This window comes from Streptomyces sp. NPDC028368 (assembly GCF_055565615.1).
The window spans coordinates 13,150-29,163 of the sequence record NZ_JBVHTY010000031.1 but is presented as its reverse complement, the minus strand read 5'-3'; the positions used below and the strand labels follow the sequence as shown (position 1 = coordinate 29,163).

16 protein-coding genes and 1 pseudogene are annotated in these 16,014 nt (G+C 68.2%); 9 read left to right on the top strand and 8 right to left on the bottom strand.

Translation table 11 applies throughout. The annotated features are described in order from the left end of the window. The first annotated feature begins 33 nt into the window (after positions 1-33). The 3 genes from ACZ4S3_RS39205 (at position 34) to ACZ4S3_RS39195 (ending at position 2,381) form a co-directional block, all read left to right on the top strand. Positions 34-972 (top strand): NAD-dependent epimerase/dehydratase family protein, encoded by a 939-nt coding sequence (locus tag ACZ4S3_RS39205; protein WP_467943428.1) that lies wholly within the window; start codon positions 34-36, stop codon positions 970-972. Positions 973-986: 14 nt separating this feature from the next. Beyond that, a complete protein-coding gene (locus tag ACZ4S3_RS39200) occupies positions 987-1,871 on the top strand; it encodes an aldo/keto reductase (RefSeq protein WP_467943426.1) in 885 nt (294 codons plus the stop codon). Between the two features lie 252 nt (positions 1,872-2,123). Beyond that, positions 2,124-2,381: a hypothetical protein gene (locus ACZ4S3_RS39195; RefSeq protein ID WP_467943448.1), complete on the top strand. Its 258-nt coding sequence runs from the start codon at positions 2,124-2,126 to the stop codon at positions 2,379-2,381. Positions 2,382-2,487: 106 nt separating this feature from the next. Here the strand turns inward: ACZ4S3_RS39195 and ACZ4S3_RS39190 are convergent, their stop codons facing one another. Both ACZ4S3_RS39190 and ACZ4S3_RS39185 read right to left on the bottom strand, forming a co-directional pair. After that, complete coding sequence (locus ACZ4S3_RS39190) at positions 2,488-3,249, bottom strand: hypothetical protein (protein ID WP_467943424.1); 762 nt, start codon at positions 3,247-3,249, stop codon at positions 2,488-2,490. 427 nt (positions 3,250-3,676) lie between these two features. Then, the gene (locus tag ACZ4S3_RS39185) at positions 3,677-4,420 is read right to left on the bottom strand and encodes a class I SAM-dependent methyltransferase (RefSeq protein WP_467943422.1); all 744 of its coding nucleotides are present in this window, start codon (positions 4,418-4,420) and stop codon (positions 3,677-3,679) included. Positions 4,421-5,203: 783 nt separating this feature from the next. Here ACZ4S3_RS39185 and ACZ4S3_RS39180 point away from each other — a divergent pair. Then, a complete protein-coding gene (locus ACZ4S3_RS39180; RefSeq protein WP_467943421.1) occupies positions 5,204-5,647 on the top strand; it encodes a hypothetical protein in 444 nt (147 codons plus the stop codon). Here ACZ4S3_RS39180 and ACZ4S3_RS39175 read toward each other — a convergent pair. After that, a complete protein-coding gene (locus tag ACZ4S3_RS39175) occupies positions 5,644-6,636 on the bottom strand; it encodes a RimK family alpha-L-glutamate ligase (RefSeq protein WP_467943419.1) in 993 nt (330 codons plus the stop codon). The genes ACZ4S3_RS39180 and ACZ4S3_RS39175 overlap by 4 nt on opposite strands. 661 nt (positions 6,637-7,297) lie before the next feature. Between ACZ4S3_RS39175 and ACZ4S3_RS39170 the strand changes: the two genes are divergently transcribed. Both ACZ4S3_RS39170 and ACZ4S3_RS39165 read left to right on the top strand, forming a co-directional pair. Then, a complete protein-coding gene (locus ACZ4S3_RS39170) occupies positions 7,298-9,379 on the top strand; it encodes an alkaline phosphatase family protein (RefSeq protein ID WP_467943418.1) in 2,082 nt (693 codons plus the stop codon). A 349-nt stretch (positions 9,380-9,728) separates the two neighbouring features. Beyond that, entirely contained in the window at positions 9,729-10,253 is a 525-nt protein-coding gene (locus ACZ4S3_RS39165) for a hypothetical protein (RefSeq protein WP_467943416.1), read from the top strand. 181 nt (positions 10,254-10,434) lie between these two features. Here the strand turns inward: ACZ4S3_RS39165 and ACZ4S3_RS39160 are convergent, their stop codons facing one another. From ACZ4S3_RS39160 to ACZ4S3_RS39150, 3 genes are all read right to left on the bottom strand, one after another. Next, positions 10,435-10,923, bottom strand: coding sequence for a hypothetical protein (locus ACZ4S3_RS39160; RefSeq protein ID WP_467943414.1), 489 nt, complete (start codon positions 10,921-10,923; stop codon positions 10,435-10,437). Between the two features lie 196 nt (positions 10,924-11,119). Then, on the bottom strand, positions 11,120-11,389 hold the full coding sequence (locus tag ACZ4S3_RS39155) for a hypothetical protein (protein WP_467943413.1): 270 nt from the start codon (positions 11,387-11,389) through the stop codon (positions 11,120-11,122). A gap of 13 nt (positions 11,390-11,402) precedes the next feature. Beyond that, complete coding sequence (locus ACZ4S3_RS39150; RefSeq protein WP_467943411.1) at positions 11,403-12,167, bottom strand: alpha/beta fold hydrolase; 765 nt, start codon at positions 12,165-12,167, stop codon at positions 11,403-11,405. Positions 12,168-12,444: 277 nt separating this feature from the next. On the opposite strand from ACZ4S3_RS39150, the gene ACZ4S3_RS39145 reads away from it, so the two are divergent. Next, the gene (locus ACZ4S3_RS39145; RefSeq protein WP_467943410.1) at positions 12,445-12,945 is read left to right on the top strand and encodes a hypothetical protein; all 501 of its coding nucleotides are present in this window, start codon (positions 12,445-12,447) and stop codon (positions 12,943-12,945) included. Between the two features lie 213 nt (positions 12,946-13,158). Here the strand turns inward: ACZ4S3_RS39145 and ACZ4S3_RS39140 are convergent, their stop codons facing one another. After that, the gene (locus ACZ4S3_RS39140) at positions 13,159-13,776 is read right to left on the bottom strand and encodes a DUF6000 family protein (RefSeq protein ID WP_467943408.1); all 618 of its coding nucleotides are present in this window, start codon (positions 13,774-13,776) and stop codon (positions 13,159-13,161) included. Positions 13,777-14,075: 299 nt separating this feature from the next. Further along, on the bottom strand, positions 14,076-14,924 hold the full coding sequence (locus ACZ4S3_RS39135) for an SDR family oxidoreductase (RefSeq protein ID WP_467943406.1): 849 nt from the start codon (positions 14,922-14,924) through the stop codon (positions 14,076-14,078). Positions 14,925-15,024: 100 nt separating this feature from the next. Between ACZ4S3_RS39135 and ACZ4S3_RS39130 the strand changes: the two genes are divergently transcribed. Next, on the top strand, positions 15,025-15,573 hold the full coding sequence (locus ACZ4S3_RS39130; protein WP_467943404.1) for a MarR family winged helix-turn-helix transcriptional regulator: 549 nt from the start codon (positions 15,025-15,027) through the stop codon (positions 15,571-15,573). 48 nt (positions 15,574-15,621) lie between these two features. Next, positions 15,622-15,786 (top strand): annotated as a pseudogene (locus tag ACZ4S3_RS39125) (ISL3 family transposase); the annotation flags it as partial. Positions 15,787-16,014: the final 228 nt, after the last annotated feature.

The following is a 16,014-nucleotide window of genomic DNA, read 5'->3' as shown; positions in this document are numbered from 1 at the left end:
CTGCTGATGACGATAGGTCTCCAGGATGGGGGCATGCAAAGGATCTGCGTCATCGGCGGAAGCCGGTACTTCGGAAAGCTCCTGGTGAAGCGCCTGCAGGCCGCGGGCCACCAGGTCACTGTGATCAACCGCGGTTCCACCCCACCGCCCGCCGGCGTCGAGCACCTCGTTGTCGACCGAAACGACGAGGCCGCCCTGACGGCCGCGCTCGACTCCCGCACCTTCGACGTCGTGGTGGACCAGGTCTGCTACACCCCCGTGCAGGCCGCTATCGCCGCCCGCGCCTTCGCCGGCCGCACCCGGCGCTACGTCATGACCTCCACGATCGAGGTCTACGACCCCGCGACCGCCGCGCTGCCGGCTGTGTCTCCAGGCACGCTGGTGCCGGAGGAGAGCGTGGACCCGGCCACCTGGCTGGTGGCCGTGGACCTGCCCTGGCACGACGACGCGTACCTGGAAGCGCACTACGCCGAGGGCAAGCGCCAGGCGGAGGCCGTCTTCGCCCGCGCCGGCAGCTTCGAGTTCGCCAGTGTGCGCAGCGCCCATGTGCTCGGCGGCGGCGCGCAGGAGTTCACCGGCCGGCTGGCGCACTACGCCGGGCGCATCACCAAGGGCGAAGAGATCACTGTGCACGCGAAGGCGCTGCCCACGGTCTTCATCCACTACGAGGAGCTGGCGGACCTGCTGCTGTGGGCGACCACAACCGACGTCACCGGTCCCGTCAACGCCTGCTCCGACGGCCCGCTCGATGTACACGACCTCGCCGCGATCATCGCCACGCAGGCCGGCCGGGAGCCCGTCTACCGGACCGTCCCGGCGGGCCAGGAGGCTTCGCCGTTCTCCTTCGACCGCCACTACGCCATGAGCAACGCCCGCGCGAAGGAGCTGGGCTTTTCCTTCTCCCACACCACCGACTGGCTGCCCGGCGCCGTCGCCGAAGCCCTCACCACCGAGCCGTCACCCACCACCTGAGGAACGGAGCCACCATGCAGAATCGCACCATCGCCCACACCGCCGTCAGCGCCATCGGCCTGGGCGCCATGCCGCTGTCCATCGAGCACCGCCCGGACGAGACGCGGGCCATCGCCACCGTCCACGCCGCCCTCGACGCCGGCGTCACACTCATCGACACCGCCGACAGCTACCACTGGCACGCCGGCGAGGCGGGCCACAACGAGCTGCTGATCGCCCGCGCCCTGGCCCGCTACGGCGGCGACACCTCCGGCGTCCTGGTTGCCACCAAGGGCGGCCGCGGCCGCCCCGGCGACGGCACCTGGACCGTCACCGCCACCCCGGCCCACCTCAAGCAAGCTGCCGAGGCCTCCGCCAAGCGCCTGGGCGTCGACGCGATCGGCCTGTACCAGCTGCACAAGCCGGACCCGGCCGTGCCCTGGGCGGAGTCCGTCGGCGCGCTGCGCGAGCTGCTCGACGCCGGCACGATCCGCGCCGCGGGAATCTCCAACGTCACTACCGCCCAGATTCGCCAGGCGCATCAGATCCTCGGCGACGGACTCGTCTCCGTCCAAAACCAGTACTCGCCCGTCGTCCGCGACAGCGAGCCCGAGCTGCGGCTGAGCACTCAGCTGGGTCTGGCCTTTCTGCCCTGGAGCCCACTCGGTGGCATCTCCCGCAGCTCCCTCGACGGCCCCTCCGGCCCCACCTCCGTCGGCACCGCCTTCCACCACATCGCAGCCGAGCGCGGCGTCAGCCCGCAGCAGATCGCCCTGGCCTGGCTGCTCGCCCGCTCCCCGGCAGTGATCCCGGTACCGGGAGCCAGCCGCCCGCCCTCCATCACCGACTCGGCCAAGGCCGCGGAACTCACGCTGAGCACGGAGGAGCTGGCGCAACTTGAGGACGCTCTGCCGGGCTGAGGTGGGTCACGGGTCGCTTGCCGGCCTTGACCGAGGACGGCTGGGACCTGGTGCCTGTCGCTGCTTCGGCACGGTCACCGACCGGCCGAGGTCGAGTCGGGTGTCCATCTCCAGGCGGAACGTTCCGTACAGGTTGATGTTCGATCAGAACAAGGCAGCGTTTCCGACCTCACCCCCGACGAGCGACACGTCCTGCGCTCGGCCAGCCTCCTCGTCGCCTTCGACCTCGCGGTGGCGGCCCAGGCTGCGGGCATGGCTCATGAAGCTGCCGCGCTGCGGCCGGCCGGGCGCCGTTGCTCGTCGCGTCGATCGCGGACGCGGCCGTGCAGCACCCTTAGCACCCTTGCCGCCGGCATCGAGCGCGGCCGCGGCGGCGTCATCGCAGGTCTGACTTTGCCCTGGAGCTCAGGCGTGGTCGAGGGCCACGTCATCCGAATCAAGAAGCTCAAGCGCCAAATGTTCGGCTCAGCAGGCTTCCAGCTCCTTCGGAAACGCGTCCTGCTGTCGTGACTGTGCAGGGTCACGTAATTCCGGTCTGGCACTGATCTTGTGACGCGGCCCGTTCAGGGGCGCGTTCGCCGGTGTGCGGGCTGGTGACACCGCACGGTTCGGGGGCTCAGTAGCGGTGACCGGGCCAGTGCGGGTCGTCCCAGCGGTCGGGGCCGGTGAGGCCGAGTAGGCGAATGCGGTGGAGCAGCTCTTCGGGAGCATCGTGGGCCTGCAGTCGGGCGGAGGCGTGGAGCAGCAGCCAGGCTGTCAGCCCGGCGCGTGTGTCTTCCTCGTCGTGCCAGGTGTCCCAGGGGAGCCAGTCCCCCAGAAGTTTGCCTTCCCAGTGGGTGACGGCTTCGGCCAGGTGCTGGTCGGCTGTGGGGTGAGTCTGTGTTTCCCAGGTATGGAGCCAGGGGCTGAGAGTGGCCGAGGCTTCGGCGTTCAGTGCGAAGACCTCGTACGCCGGCACGGCGGGGGCGGGATCGGTGAGGGTGTGGGCCCACCATGCGTGCAGGAATTCTTCCACTGCTGCGGCCTGTTCGGCGGGCCACTGCCGCCACCTGGCACGGTGGAAGGTGAGTCCGACCTCCTCCATGCCGAAGGGAGGTGCGATGAGGCCGCGAGTGAGGGCAGTGGCGAACTGGGGCAGGATCCGGCGCAGTACGGATGCGTTGTAGGTCCAGTCGGTTGCCTGCCATGTGCGACGCAGAAGGTCGGGGTCCAGCTTCGCGTCCGGCGTCTTCAATTGCGCGAGGTCTTCCGCGCTGCCCCAGTGGCACTCACAGTTGTTTTCGTCGGGGTGGGCGGTCATCCCGCGAAAGACAGCGGCCAAGTCGTCCAGCGCGCTGTCGAGGCGAAGTCGTGCGGGTGTCAGGTCGCGGTTCGTCATGGCGATTTCCTTCGGGGACTCCGGGAGCCTGCGGCGCCAGAAGGTTGCCAACTTACCAAGCCTGGCCCAGGCCAAGACCGCCTCAGCCTCCGCCTCCGCCTCCGCCTCCGCCTCCGCCTCCGCCAACGCCAGCGATCTCCGAGGGACACCTCCCAAGGTCAGCGCCAGAACCGAATGGCGTGACCATCGGCCATGACGGCATACGGCATCACGGAAGTTGAGCCAGAACCCGAGTTGACGATCGGAGGCTTCCTCGCCGACATCTACGACGAGATCCTCCACCAGGACACCGACCGGCCGGACACCGACTGGCCGGACACCGCCGACGGCATCGCCGTGGCCACCCGGCCCGCTCCAGCGGGTTTCGCGCCGGACCGAGGTCTTCCGCAGGGCAGGAACCGTACTCGAGGTCCGGCCGGTCGGCTGGTCAGGCACGGCAGCGCAGCATCTCCAGCGGCGGGTTCGCGAGGAGGTCCGCCCAGAAGTCCTCGCCGAACTCACGGATGCCGGCTTCGGACACCTGCAGCGGAACCCACTCGATCTCACTGAACCCGCTGGCCCGCAGACACTCCTCGTAGACCTCGCGGCGCGGTGCCGTGGTGACAATGCTGATCGGCTGCGGGTCGAGGAGAGCCGTGACCCGCGCCCGCAGGCCCGTCTCGATTTCCTCGCCGGTCGGCTCGCAGCGGAACCCGTACTTGTCCAGGGACGGACAGTCGAACCGGTAGTCGGGCTTCTGGGCGAGCATGAAGAACTCTCCACCCGGCACCAGGCTCCGGTGGATGGTGCGGCACATCCGCTCCATCGCCGCGATGCTCTCGGCGTAGTTAAGACACTGCACTCCCACCGCGATGTCGAAGGGCCGGTCGAGAGGCCGCAGTTCGGCCACGTCACCGACCTCGAAGCGCACACCCAGCGGGTCACGCTGCTCGATCTCCCGCGCGGCGGCGATCATCCCGACGGAGATGTCGACACCGAGGACATCCGTGGCGGCGCGCCGCTTGAACTCCCTGCTGTAGAAACCGGTGCCGCACGCCAGGTCGAGAACCGACTTGCCGCTCACGTCCCCGACCATGCCCAGGAAGCTCGGTACCTCCCCGTAACGTATGAGTGGCAGGGACTTGAACCCCTCGAATGCCTCGCCGATCTCGTCGTACTGCTGCACGCTCACGTGCGCCCCCTTCTGTGCTTCGTCCTGCACATGGCCACGCCGGCCCCTCCGGATGCAGAGGCTCGCCGGGCCGCGGTCGTGACGGAAAGTGTCCTCCGCGCTGCCTGGCCGCCGTACTGGCAGATGACACAAGAAGTTGGCCGGGTGGCCCTCCTATCACCCAACACCACCTCACAGATCATTCATCACCTACATTTTTCACAAGGCGTCACCGCGGGCACGGCGCACCGCGTGTTCGCCCGCGCTGCTATCTCTCGTGAACAATCACGGGCCGCAAGATCCGCAACTGCCGCCCAAACCAGCAGAAAAACGCTGCCGCTGGGAAGTGGACGAAGCCACTGACAGAAGTCCGCCAGAAACAGAAGCCGGCATCAGCCGACTGAGTTGTCCACGGGGACGACGAAGAGCGACTGGCCCACTGGCCACAGGCCGACTCCCGAGAGCGGGTTGCGAGGGGATCAGGTTGGTACGGCTACGGCACCACGCAGATCACTGTCTGGCACAGTGACTGCATCACCACGGTGGTGCCCGCCTCGGCACCGGACGCTCGCGCGGCCCGAGCGGAAGTCAAGGTGGCGGTAAGAACTGTGTCACCAGCCGCACACCACGGAACTACTCCGTCTCGTCCGACCTCTCAGGAATGCCATTCCGCTCGAATTTCCAGCCGTTGTACGACCCACGATCGATATCCTGGATGTCCCCGTCGCCGGTGTCTGGGTCGTAAGAGACGGCTTTGGGTCCGAATGGGCGCGAAGAGGACGCTCGGCCGGCAAGATCCGCTCCATGTCGAACGTTTCATCGATGACGTACGTGCGGATAGGTGCGGTTCTCGACGAGAACGGCATGGTGTCCGGGGAGAAAGTGCGCAGCGTCGTCGAAGGCGCCGCAGGTTTCGAGGATGACGAACTGAGCATCTATGCAGCGGTGTTCGTGCTCGAAGAATTCGGTGTGGCGGCCTTGGCCCGCAGCGGCGACATCGGCTCCATCCACCGCGAGTACGAGACCGCCATCCAGGAGGCCGGGCAGGTCGCCGGCAACAGAGTCGCCACCACCAACGTCCGGGGCGTCGAGGGCGAAGGCGACCTCCACAACGGACGTTCCGATCGCGTGGAGTTCGAGCGGAGCGGCGAGTTCGTGTCCGTCACTGCCGGCAGGCGTTGCGTGAGCGCCTGGGATACCGGTTCATCGGAGACGGCACGGCGGACACGCCCCAGGGTTGTTCTTTAACCTTCTGCGAAGTGGCCTTGGGGCGGCTCCACGGTTGGCGGCGGTGCCACATCGCCGCGGGCGGACAGACGATGGGCGACGCAGGCCGTAATGGCGGAGGTGATCGCGGTCATCCCCGGGCGCCAGGCCGGGACAGCATTCACCTCGCAGACGGTGTAGGTGTCCTCGGAGGTGAACAACAGGTCTACCCCAGCGATGTCCAGGCCCAGGGCGCGGACCGCGCGCACCGCCAGCTCCTCTGCCTGCGGGTAGCGGCCCGCACACAGCGTCGCGGAGCCGCCCTTGGCGATGTTGGCAGCAAGGGTGCCGCCGAGGGAGGTGTGCAGTACGGTGCCCACCGGTTCGCCGTCGACCACGACCACGCGCAGGGCACGGCCATGCGAAGGGGCCACGTGCTCCTGGAAGAGAAACGGCGCGTCCTGTGTGAGGCTACCGGCCACCTCGTGCAGCAGACACGGGTCGCGGGCGAGGAAGACCTGCCCGCCCTTGGCGCCGCTGACGGACTTCACCACGCAGGGCGTGCCCAGGTGGGGGCTGCGGACGACGCCTTCCAAGGGGGCGGTGGCGTAGGAGAGGGTGTCGGGCACCGGCAGCCCGGCCAGGGCAAGTTCCTGCAACTGCCAGATCTTGTTACGGGACTTGAGCTGGGCGTCGACTGTGTTGATGAGGGTGCTGCCCATGCTCTCCAGGTGCCGCAGCAAGGTCACCTCGCGGTCGTTGCGCATGGGGCCGCCCACCTGGCGTACGCACACCACCTCAGGAGCGGGCAGGTCCGCTCCGCCCAGGGTGCGCAGCACCAGCCGCCCGCCTTGGACGCCGAAGAGCAGCTCGTCGGTGTGCCAGACCGCGAAGCGGGGACCATAGGCGTCGGCGAGCGCTGCGGCCAGTTCGCGGGTGGATCGGCGCAGCACGGTCGGCTGCTGCCGCACCAGCATCCACACATCGGCGGGTGCCGGAATCGCCGGCAGGGCACGGTCCTGTCTGACCACTCTGGCTCCTCACCTCTTCGCCCGAGGGCGCGCGACGGCCGGCGGGACCAGTCTCGCAGTTTCGTAGACGCACTGTCATCAACGGCAGTACGCGGCGCCGCGTACTGCTCAGCAGGACCGCACCCCAGCGCCGACGACAGGCCCTGGCTGTGTCGTGTCTGAACTCACGACGTGAAAACTCAAGCCCAGCGTGCGAGGAGCTGCCACAGCGGAGGAGCCGCCCGACAGCCGGCCAGGTCCTGGGACGGGGCGAGTTGTCCAAGGCGAGCGAAGCTCAACGCGCAGCGCCGCCGTAGGGACCCTGGACACCTCGGCGCGGCCCGCACACACCATGAGCGGGCGGCCCCGGCCACTCAGTTCCCGTGGCCCACGGCCACGGTCACGGCGACCGGGTCGTAGATGACGAAGGCCCACAGGGCCCGCAGGCATAGGTCACTTCGGAGTTCGACGTCGTGACCCTGCCCAATAGCGCCATGAAGATCACGACTTACGGCTGTCGTGAAGGACGCATAACACCACATACATGCAGAAATTGACAATCTCGCAGTCGTTGTCCTGCCGATCGCTCGACCGGTGTTCACACGGAGTTGGTGTCCGCTCGCTTCGATGAACGGGCAGCAGCACCCATCCCCCGACTTTCCATGCCCTGCGAGGAGCTTCCATGGCCCCCGATCCGATCAACCCGACGTCCGAGTCCGAGCTCGGCGACAGACCCGAGACGACGACCGGCACCACACGCCGTAGGTTCCTCCAGGGCACAGGGGTCGCCGCCGGGTCGCTGGTGCTCGGCGCGACCGCCGGGGCGGGCAGCGCGCACGCCGCTCCGAAGCCCAGGTACGTCTTGCCAAAGGGCTTCAAGGGCAACATGTCCGACCTGAAGCATGTCGTGATCCTGATGCAGGAAAACCGGTCCCTCGACCACTACTTCGGCACGTTCCCCGGCATACGCGGCTTCAGCGACAAGCAGGCGCTGCGGTTCCAGGACGGCACCACCGTCTTCCAGCAGAAGGACGGCAGCGGCAACATCGTCACCCCGCAGGTCGACGACGGAGCCTGGGGAAACGACCACGGAGCCTGGGGCGACGTCGACCATCGCAAATGGGACCTGTGGGTGCAGCACAACGGCGCCAGTTGCATGAACTACCACAGCGACACCTACATGGGCTTCTACCACTCGGTCGCCGCGCAGTACACCATCGCCGACCAGAACTTCTGCTCTGAGTTCGGGCCGACCGACCCCAACCGAAAGTACTTGTGGAGCGGTACGGCCAACAGCGAGACGGGCAACACCGATGAGTCCAACTACTCCCGTCCCTGGATCACGGTGGCCGAGCAGCTCCAGCAGGCCGGCATCGACTGGCGGCTCTACTCCGACAACAGCGGCAACGGGCGACAGGGTTACATCAGCACCTGGGTCGGCGACTACGGCGACAACGAGCTGAAGTACTTCAAGGGGTTCGACCCGGAGGGGCTGAGCGCCGACGACCCCAAGCTGCGGCCCGGCACCGGGCTGATCTGGCGCGGCAACGCCACGTACTACTCCGGCATGACCTCGCCGAACGACGACTCCGACGAGAACCTCGACGCGGTCCTCAAAAACCTCCATGACGCCTGCCGGCCGGGCGCGGAACACCCGCTGCCGGCAGTCTCCTGGATCGTGGCGCCGTACGGCTGGTCCGAGCACCCGAGCGCGGACACCCTGCACGGCGAGCGCTACGTCAAGAAGCTGCTCGACATCCTGCAGAGCAACCCCGATATCTGGAACCACACCCTCTTCATCCTCAACTACGACGAGAACGACGGGAAGTTCGACCACGTGCTGCCGCCATGGCCTGAGCCGGGCACGGCGCGCGAGTACGTCGGCGACTACCCGCTCGGCTTCGGTCCGCGGGTGCCGATGCTGCTGGTCTCGCCGTGGACCCGCGGCGGGTACGTCGCCTCGGAAGTCTTCGACCACACCTCGACGATCAAGTTCCTCGAGACCTGGGCGACCCACCTCGGCAGGCCGTTCCATTGTCCCAACATCAGCGACTGGCGGCGCTCGATCGCGGGCGACCTGACCAGCGCGCTCGACTTCGCCCACCCGCAACCTGGGCCGGCCACCTTCCCGGACCCGCTCGCCGAGCAGTCGGTGTCGATCGCCGCCGACCACATGAAGCCGCGCCCGCTGAGCTTCCATCCGCACGCGACGATCTCGGAGGACCGCGCGTCGGGGACGGTCACCGCCAGGATGACCCTGACCGGCGGCCCGAAGGACAAGGCATTGAGCTTCCAGGTCTTCCCCGACAAGTACCAGGCGTTCTCCAGCACGCCGTTCACCGTCACCGCGCGCAAGCCGCGCGAGTACACCTGGGACGCCAAGGCAACCGACGGCAAATACGCGTTCTCGCTCTACTCCAACGACGGCTTTGTGCGCTCCTTCGCCGGCCAGGTCGCGGCCGCTGGAAAGAGGGACGGTGGCCTCCCGCGCGTGGAAGTCGACCTGCTGAAGGGCGAGGGCACCAAGCACGAGCCTCAGGTGAAACTCACGTTGCACAACGACGGCACCAAGTCGGTGGACTACACGCTCACCGCTAACGACTACCTCGGCCGTACCCAGAAGGTCACGGTGGCCCACGGCGAGACGAAGGTCGTCATGTGGCCGACCCAGGAGGGCTACTACGACGTGGGCGTCACCGTCGACACCGACACGACCTGGACGCAGCGCTACGCCGGCCGGATCGCCACTGCCGGAATGGACTGATCGGCCAGGATATCCGTGGCGACGGCGGGCGTCCTCGCCGCCGCCGCCACGGTGCTCGCCGTGCTGGTCGCGACCCCGATGCCCGGCATGGGATCCATATAGGTCGGCGTGTTACAGCACCGACTCCACCCGACCCCGAGGTGCGCGGCGCCTGTGCCTTCGCCGCCGGCCGGCAGGACCGCCACGGCGTCCTCGCACACGACAAACGTCTGATCCCTCTGCGCTTCTTCACCCTCGGTGGTACCTACGAGGGTGACAGCCTCGCCGTCAAGGACGCCGCCCGGTGCATGCGCATCCGCGGCGCCCTCGCCAGACTCTGTACCCATTGCCCGACGGAGCCGACTTCCAGATGACTTCCGCCCCACCTCCGAGCGACCCCCATCACCTCTCTCACCACGAGCTCGACGTCCTCGCTGATTACTCCACCCTCCTGATCCAGGACGACGACGCACGCCTGGGCGAACCCGAGCCCACCTGGTTCGACCCGCTGGTCAAGAACTGGATCAACGCCGCCCCCGGCATCGTCGGCATCGGAGCCGCCCGCCCCTTCGACGTCCCCGTCACCGTGGATGTGCGCCGCACGCCGCCGGCCGACGACGCGGAACTGCGGCAGGCCGACCACGTGACCCAGGCCGGCCTCGCACTTCCGTCCGGACGTCTGCTGATCTCCATGCAGGACTTCAGCGACGAGCTGCCCCGCATCTCCCTCAACCCCGGCAGCTACGCCGTGCGCATCTACTCCCACGGCCTGCACACCGTCTCCGAGGACGGCCTGGACGGTGAGGACCGCTACCACGTGGTGCTCTGGCCCACAGGAGAAGACAACCCCGCCCAGGTCCTCAAGCGTTACCCCGACCCCCTTCCCGGCGGCTGACCCCGCCGCCGGGCACCACGCTCCGCCGTGTCACCGTCTCACGACGCCCCCGGCCGACCGCACCGGCCGGTGACGGTGACCGTGGTCAACCCACCGGGTCCCCTGCCGATGTCGGGCCGGAGTGGCCTGCCCGGCTCGGCTTCCCGACGCGCGCCCATGACCGGCGGACAGGCTGTTGCCTTCAAGCGAGAATGGCCTCGACTTCCAGGTAGCGGCGGCCGCCGGGCCCGCGTACCTCCAGCGCCTCGAACCCCCAGTGGCGCAGTACCGTCCGGCACTGCCGGAGGTGTTCTTGTTCCTGGTGGCGGACGCCGCTCCCCCGGGGCCCGACCCAGCGCACCAACACCTGCCCGAGCCGGTCTCCTTCGCTGGTGCGGTAGCCGGTCCGCACCGGCTCGCCGCTCTCATCGGCGGCGGAGGGAGGTATGCCTTCGGCTTCCAGTAGCAGGCTCACCGTGTGCAGCAGCCGGCGCCGCTCCCACTCGGCAGGGCGCACGCCCGGGTCGGCACCGGGGTTGGTGAGGTGGCGGATACTGCGGATGCCGTTGAGCGCGGCCCGCAGCTCAGCTGCCCGCACCCCGATCTCGTCCGTTTCCCTCTCCTCGGGACGCTCGGCACCGGTGTGTACGCGCAGGCCGCCCGCCTGGCTGTCCTGGTCCTTCATCGCCACCCCGCGACCTGGTTCGGCTTCTCTGGCACGACGGTACGCGCCTGGCTCGGCGCTGTTGCGCACGGCGGTGCGACAGCACGCACCAGCCGCCCGCCCTCCCTTGTTGGCCGGCCGGGGCAGGCCGGGGTCCGCGCGGGTGATGAACGGAACGGGATGCAGTGGAACCCGGTGCCACCACAGCGAGACGCGGCAGCGGCTATGCGCGCGTGCGGGCCTGCGCCATGAGCGTGCCGAGCTTCCCGGCTTCGAGGGCGGGCAGTACCTGGGCGTCGATGCCGGTGAAGCCGTGGCGCTGGAGGAGGTCGATCCAGGTCTGCGGGGTGTACTGCCGGCGCAGGACGGTCAGTTCGTGTGCCCGGCCTTCGAGCCACTTGCCGTCCAGGGGCTGCGGGCCGTCTGTGCCGGGCGTCGGCTCGGCCTGGCTGAAGGCGAGGATGCCGCTCGCTACCGGCGTATGGCACGACATACCGCGAGCAGGCTCAGGCGACGGGGATCCGCTCGCGCAGATAGGCGACGAGCAGATCCGTGACGACGGAAGGCCGCTCAAGGCTCGGCAGATGTCCGGCCCACGGCAATTCGACATGGCGGGCGTCGGGGAGCAGACCGGGCAGTCGCGCGGCGATCCGCCGGAAGTCCAGTAGATCGTGCGTGCCCGACAGGGCGAGTGTGGGGGCTCGGATTGCCGTCAGGTCGACCTCGGGCTCGACCTGCTCGAACTCCTCGGCGGCGGCCAACTGCACCTCGAAGGCCCTCCCCTGCATCCGGCGCACCGCCTGACGGGCGGCAGCATCGGCCTGTGGGCCCAGCCAGGTGTCGACCATCAGCTCCACCGCTGCGGCAATGTCTCCCGCTTCGATCAGCGCATCTTCACGCTCACCGAGCTCGATCAGCTCACCGGAGGGTACGTGCCCCGGAAGCGCGGAGCACACCAGCACCATGGCGCCCACCAGATCCGGCCGCAGTGCGGCGACCTCCAGTGCGACCTTGCCGCCGTACGAGGCGCCTACCAACGCCGCCCGCGCGACACCGATGCCGTCCAAAAGCTCCAGCACGTCCGCGGCATCGCTGTACGGCCGGTCCGCAACAGAGGTCTGCCCAAAGCCGCGGAAGTCACAGCGCACCACTCGATACCCCGCAGCGACCAGTGCCGGCCACTGCGCATCCCACATCCGCCGGTCGCACACCCCGGAATGCAGCAGCACCAGCACAGGACCGTCTCCGGCCACGTCATGAGACAGGGTCATCCGACAGACCGTACGCACCGGGCACGCAAAGCGCTTCCCGTATATCACCACCGACACCCGATATCACCACCGAGCACCCGCCCACCGTGTCACTTGGCGGACGTGAGCGGGAGAGTCGGCGGGTGCGTTATCCAGGGTTGGGTCGCGCGTGGCACCCGGCGCTCGCGGAGCGTGCCGGCCTCCACTGACGGGCGGCCGGTGGCCGGCGGGGGGGAGATGAGTGCCCGTCCTTGCAAAGCCGCAGCTCCGGAGCGCCAAGGCGTCGTACCGTGGCCCGGTGGGGAACGTATTTGGTGGTGGGGAACGGAGTCTGTACCTGTCCAACGGCGGCACGGAGGTGTTCATCGACGTGCTGATGCTGGCGGTATCTGATCTTGCCGATGATGTGTGGGACTACCGCTTCGCGGCTCTACTGTCGCTGCAGGACCAGAATGTAATGGGGCGAGGGGCTGTCGGATTCGACCTGCAAGACATCGCGTGGGGCGCAACTGCGCAGAGACGTGCCCGGTCGAAGGACTTCGTGCTGCGCGCCACCGCGCTCGCGTTGAGCCGCCACCGTTGGAGCGAGCTGGGTTACGACCCTCCCTTCGCCCAGGACTACCTGTACCAGTTCAAAGCCATGGTCGAGTCCTTCGTACCGGCCGACGACACTCACCTCGCCGGAGACTTCCCCGGACCGGAGGAACGTGCGATGGCCTCATGCCCACAACACCGGATCCTTAGCGCGCTGCCGCACTGGGACGGGTGTTTCCTGTGCACCAAGCCAAGACAATCCTGAGCATTCGAGTTGGCTGAAGCCGCCAACTGTGGCGCTCCGTCACAGCCGACGCGTGACTGAATGCTTCGGTTGGCCAGTGGGCACGACATCTGGCCGGCTGAGCGTTTCGGAGCAGCGCCCCGTACTCTCCGGCTGTGATGGTTCGCTGCTTATCTGGACAACTTCGAGTCCTGCGAGGGTAGTTCCCTTCGATGGAGTGTCACCCTGCCGAGTTCAGCATTCTTGGTTCGTCGTCGCGCGATGCCCAGTGCTTTCGGCGGCGAACGCGCAGAACCGTTCGATAATCCGGCGGTAGCTGTGCGGATCGAGGTCCCTGCCGCCGGCCCACCGCTCCCACAGACCGTTCGAGGCGAGGAACCGAGCCGCGTGATCGGTGCCGCGGGTGGTGTCGAGATGCAGCAGTGCGCCGATGGCGAAGTCTTGGTCGTAGTCGAGGTCAGGACGTGCCAAGTAGCGATCGAGGTAGTCGGCAAGCAGGCCGGCGTCCTCGGCCGCACCGAAGGCGGCGAGCGCGACGCAGTATCCCTGACCCGCGTAACACACTTCGCTGGCGAGCAGGAGTTCACCAAGCCGGTCGCGGAACGTGGTCCGGCGAGCGATGGCGATCAGCCAGGCTGCGGTCTTGCGTTCGCGCCATCCGCCTTCGAGGAGGATGCCGAGCTCGCGAGGCGTGATCTTGTCAGCAGCCTCGGCCAGTTCTCGGGCGAACTGCGTGCGTTCACGGTCCCCGAGTCGCAGGAGACTGCCGCCGAGGCGGAGGTAGCGCCGGTCGGTCGCGACGTATCGGCGGACCAACTCGCTGAGCTCGGAATCCTTATGGGCGTAACGCATGCCTGCATCCTGTCGTGTGCCAAGGCGACCGACCAGCGGTTTCCGTGGTGATCCGGTTCAGCTGGGCAGGTCGTCGTGATGCTCGCCCAGGTCGTCCAGGAGGCTGCGGTGCCGTTGTCGGCCTCCACGAACAACACCGGCGCCCCGTCGTCAGGCGCGGTGAGGACCGCGTCCGCGCGGGGGCGGTTCTTGCCGAGGGTGCTGATCAGGACGGTTCACGCACCCCGTACACCGGAGTGCGGGCACGGCCCGAGGGGCCGGCATCTGCGGGGTGCCGGCCCCTCGCCGGGTGGGTGCGGTCAGGCGACCCAGCCGTTGGTGATGCCGAGGACCGCGGAGCCATCCAGGTCGGTGAGCTTGATGGCCACGAAGCCTCGGGCCCAGTCGGACGTCTGGAGGCGGAAGGGCGGCTCGTCCGCGGTCAGCGCCTCGATCACCGACTCGGCGGCGCCCTCGGCGGTCTGCGCGTCATCGAGGAACTGGGCGACCGTGCGGTTCAGGTAGGCGTTCAGCTGGGGCGCGTACGCCCCGGCACCGGCGGCGGCCTCTTCCAGGTCGACACCGACATTGGCGACGAACTCGGTGGCCACGGCGCCGGGCTCGATCACGGAGACGGACACGCCGTGCGCCGCGGCCACGGGGGCCAGGCTCTCCATGTATCCCTCGACGGCGAACTTGGCCGCGCAGTAGGCCTCGTTGAAGGGCTGTCCGATGACGCCACCGACGCTGGTGACGGTGATCAGACGGCCGCCGGAGGCGCGCAGGTGAGGCATGGCCGCCTTCGAGACGTTGAGCACGCCGAAGAAGTTGACCTCCATGACCTTGCGGACCTCAGCCACGGACTCGTTCTCCAGGGTGCCGAGGTGTCCGGCGCCCGCGTTGTTGACGACGGCGTCCAGGTGTCCGTAGTCGGCGAGCACGCCTTCGATCGCGGAGGTGATCGAGGCCTCGTCCGTGACGTCGAGCCGGCGGATGTCGAGCTCCACGCTCGCCTCGGCGGCGGCCTTGCGCAGGGCGTCGGAGCGGCTGGGGTCACGCAGCGTGGCGACCGTCGTCCAGCCTGCGCGTGCGGCGGATACGGCGGCGGCGAGGCCGATGCCGGAGGAGGTGCCGGTGATGAGGACGACCTTGGGGGTCTGGGAAGACATGGGGAGGCCTTTCGTGGCACGGGGATCTCGACACATTTAAGTGCGTGTACACACACCATAATCTTTACGTGTGCGTACACGCAACCGCTAAGCTGATGACATGCCGAAGAAGAAGCTCACACAGGCAGAGATGCCGGTGGCCGACCACGCCTTCTACGGGCTGGTCTGGGCCGGGACCGTCCTGACGGACCGCGTGGACCGTGCCTTGAGCAAGGCGCACGACCTTCCGGTCTCCTGGTTCGAGGTCCTGCTCTGGCTGGCCTCCAGCCCCGACCCTGTTCCGGCCTCGGTCCTGGGCAACAGCACCATGCTCAGCCGCAGCCAGGTCTCTCGCGTCGTCGACGCCCTCCAGAGCCGCGGGCTGGTCACCCGCACCCCCTCTCCCCGCGACGCCCGCTCCGTCGAGGTCTCGCTCACCCCCGAGGGCCACCGGCTCTTCGCGGCGGCCGACGCCACCCGCCGCGAGTGCCTCGCCCCCGTCTTCACGGACCTCCTCGACCAGGACGATCTGCAGGCGCTCAGCACCGTGTGGCAAAAGCTCAAGGCCAACAAGTCCGACGCTCCCAGCCCCACGTCCTTGAGCGCCGCTGTCTCCACGGAGAACGACTCCGCCCCCGTCCGCTCCGCCCCCATCCGCCCTGCCCCCTAGGCTCGGCTGCACCCCAATACACGGCGGCACCGGTACGCGAGCACCCTCGCCGCCGGCATCGAACGCGACCGTGACGCCGTTATCGCGGGCCTCACCCTGCTCTGGAACTCGAGTGCCGTCGAAGGGCATGTCAATCGGATCAAGCTGCTCAAGCGCCAGATGTTCGGCCGTGCAGGCTTCCAACTCTTACGCAAACGAGTCCTGTTGGCGTAACAGAGCTGGGCAGCACGGCGGATGGTGAGCCAATCCGAAACGTGACGGCACCGCACCCCGCCGCGCCGAGGTGGCCATATTCCGGCCTTGGTACTGGTACCCGCGTCCGCGACGTGAAGAGATCTTCTGCCCGGGTGGCGACCGATCTGCGCCGAGGGAACGCTGTCGTTTCTAGGTACCACGCCGGTGCTGGTACGGCCGGTGTCGCGGCGGCCTTGTCCCTGCTGC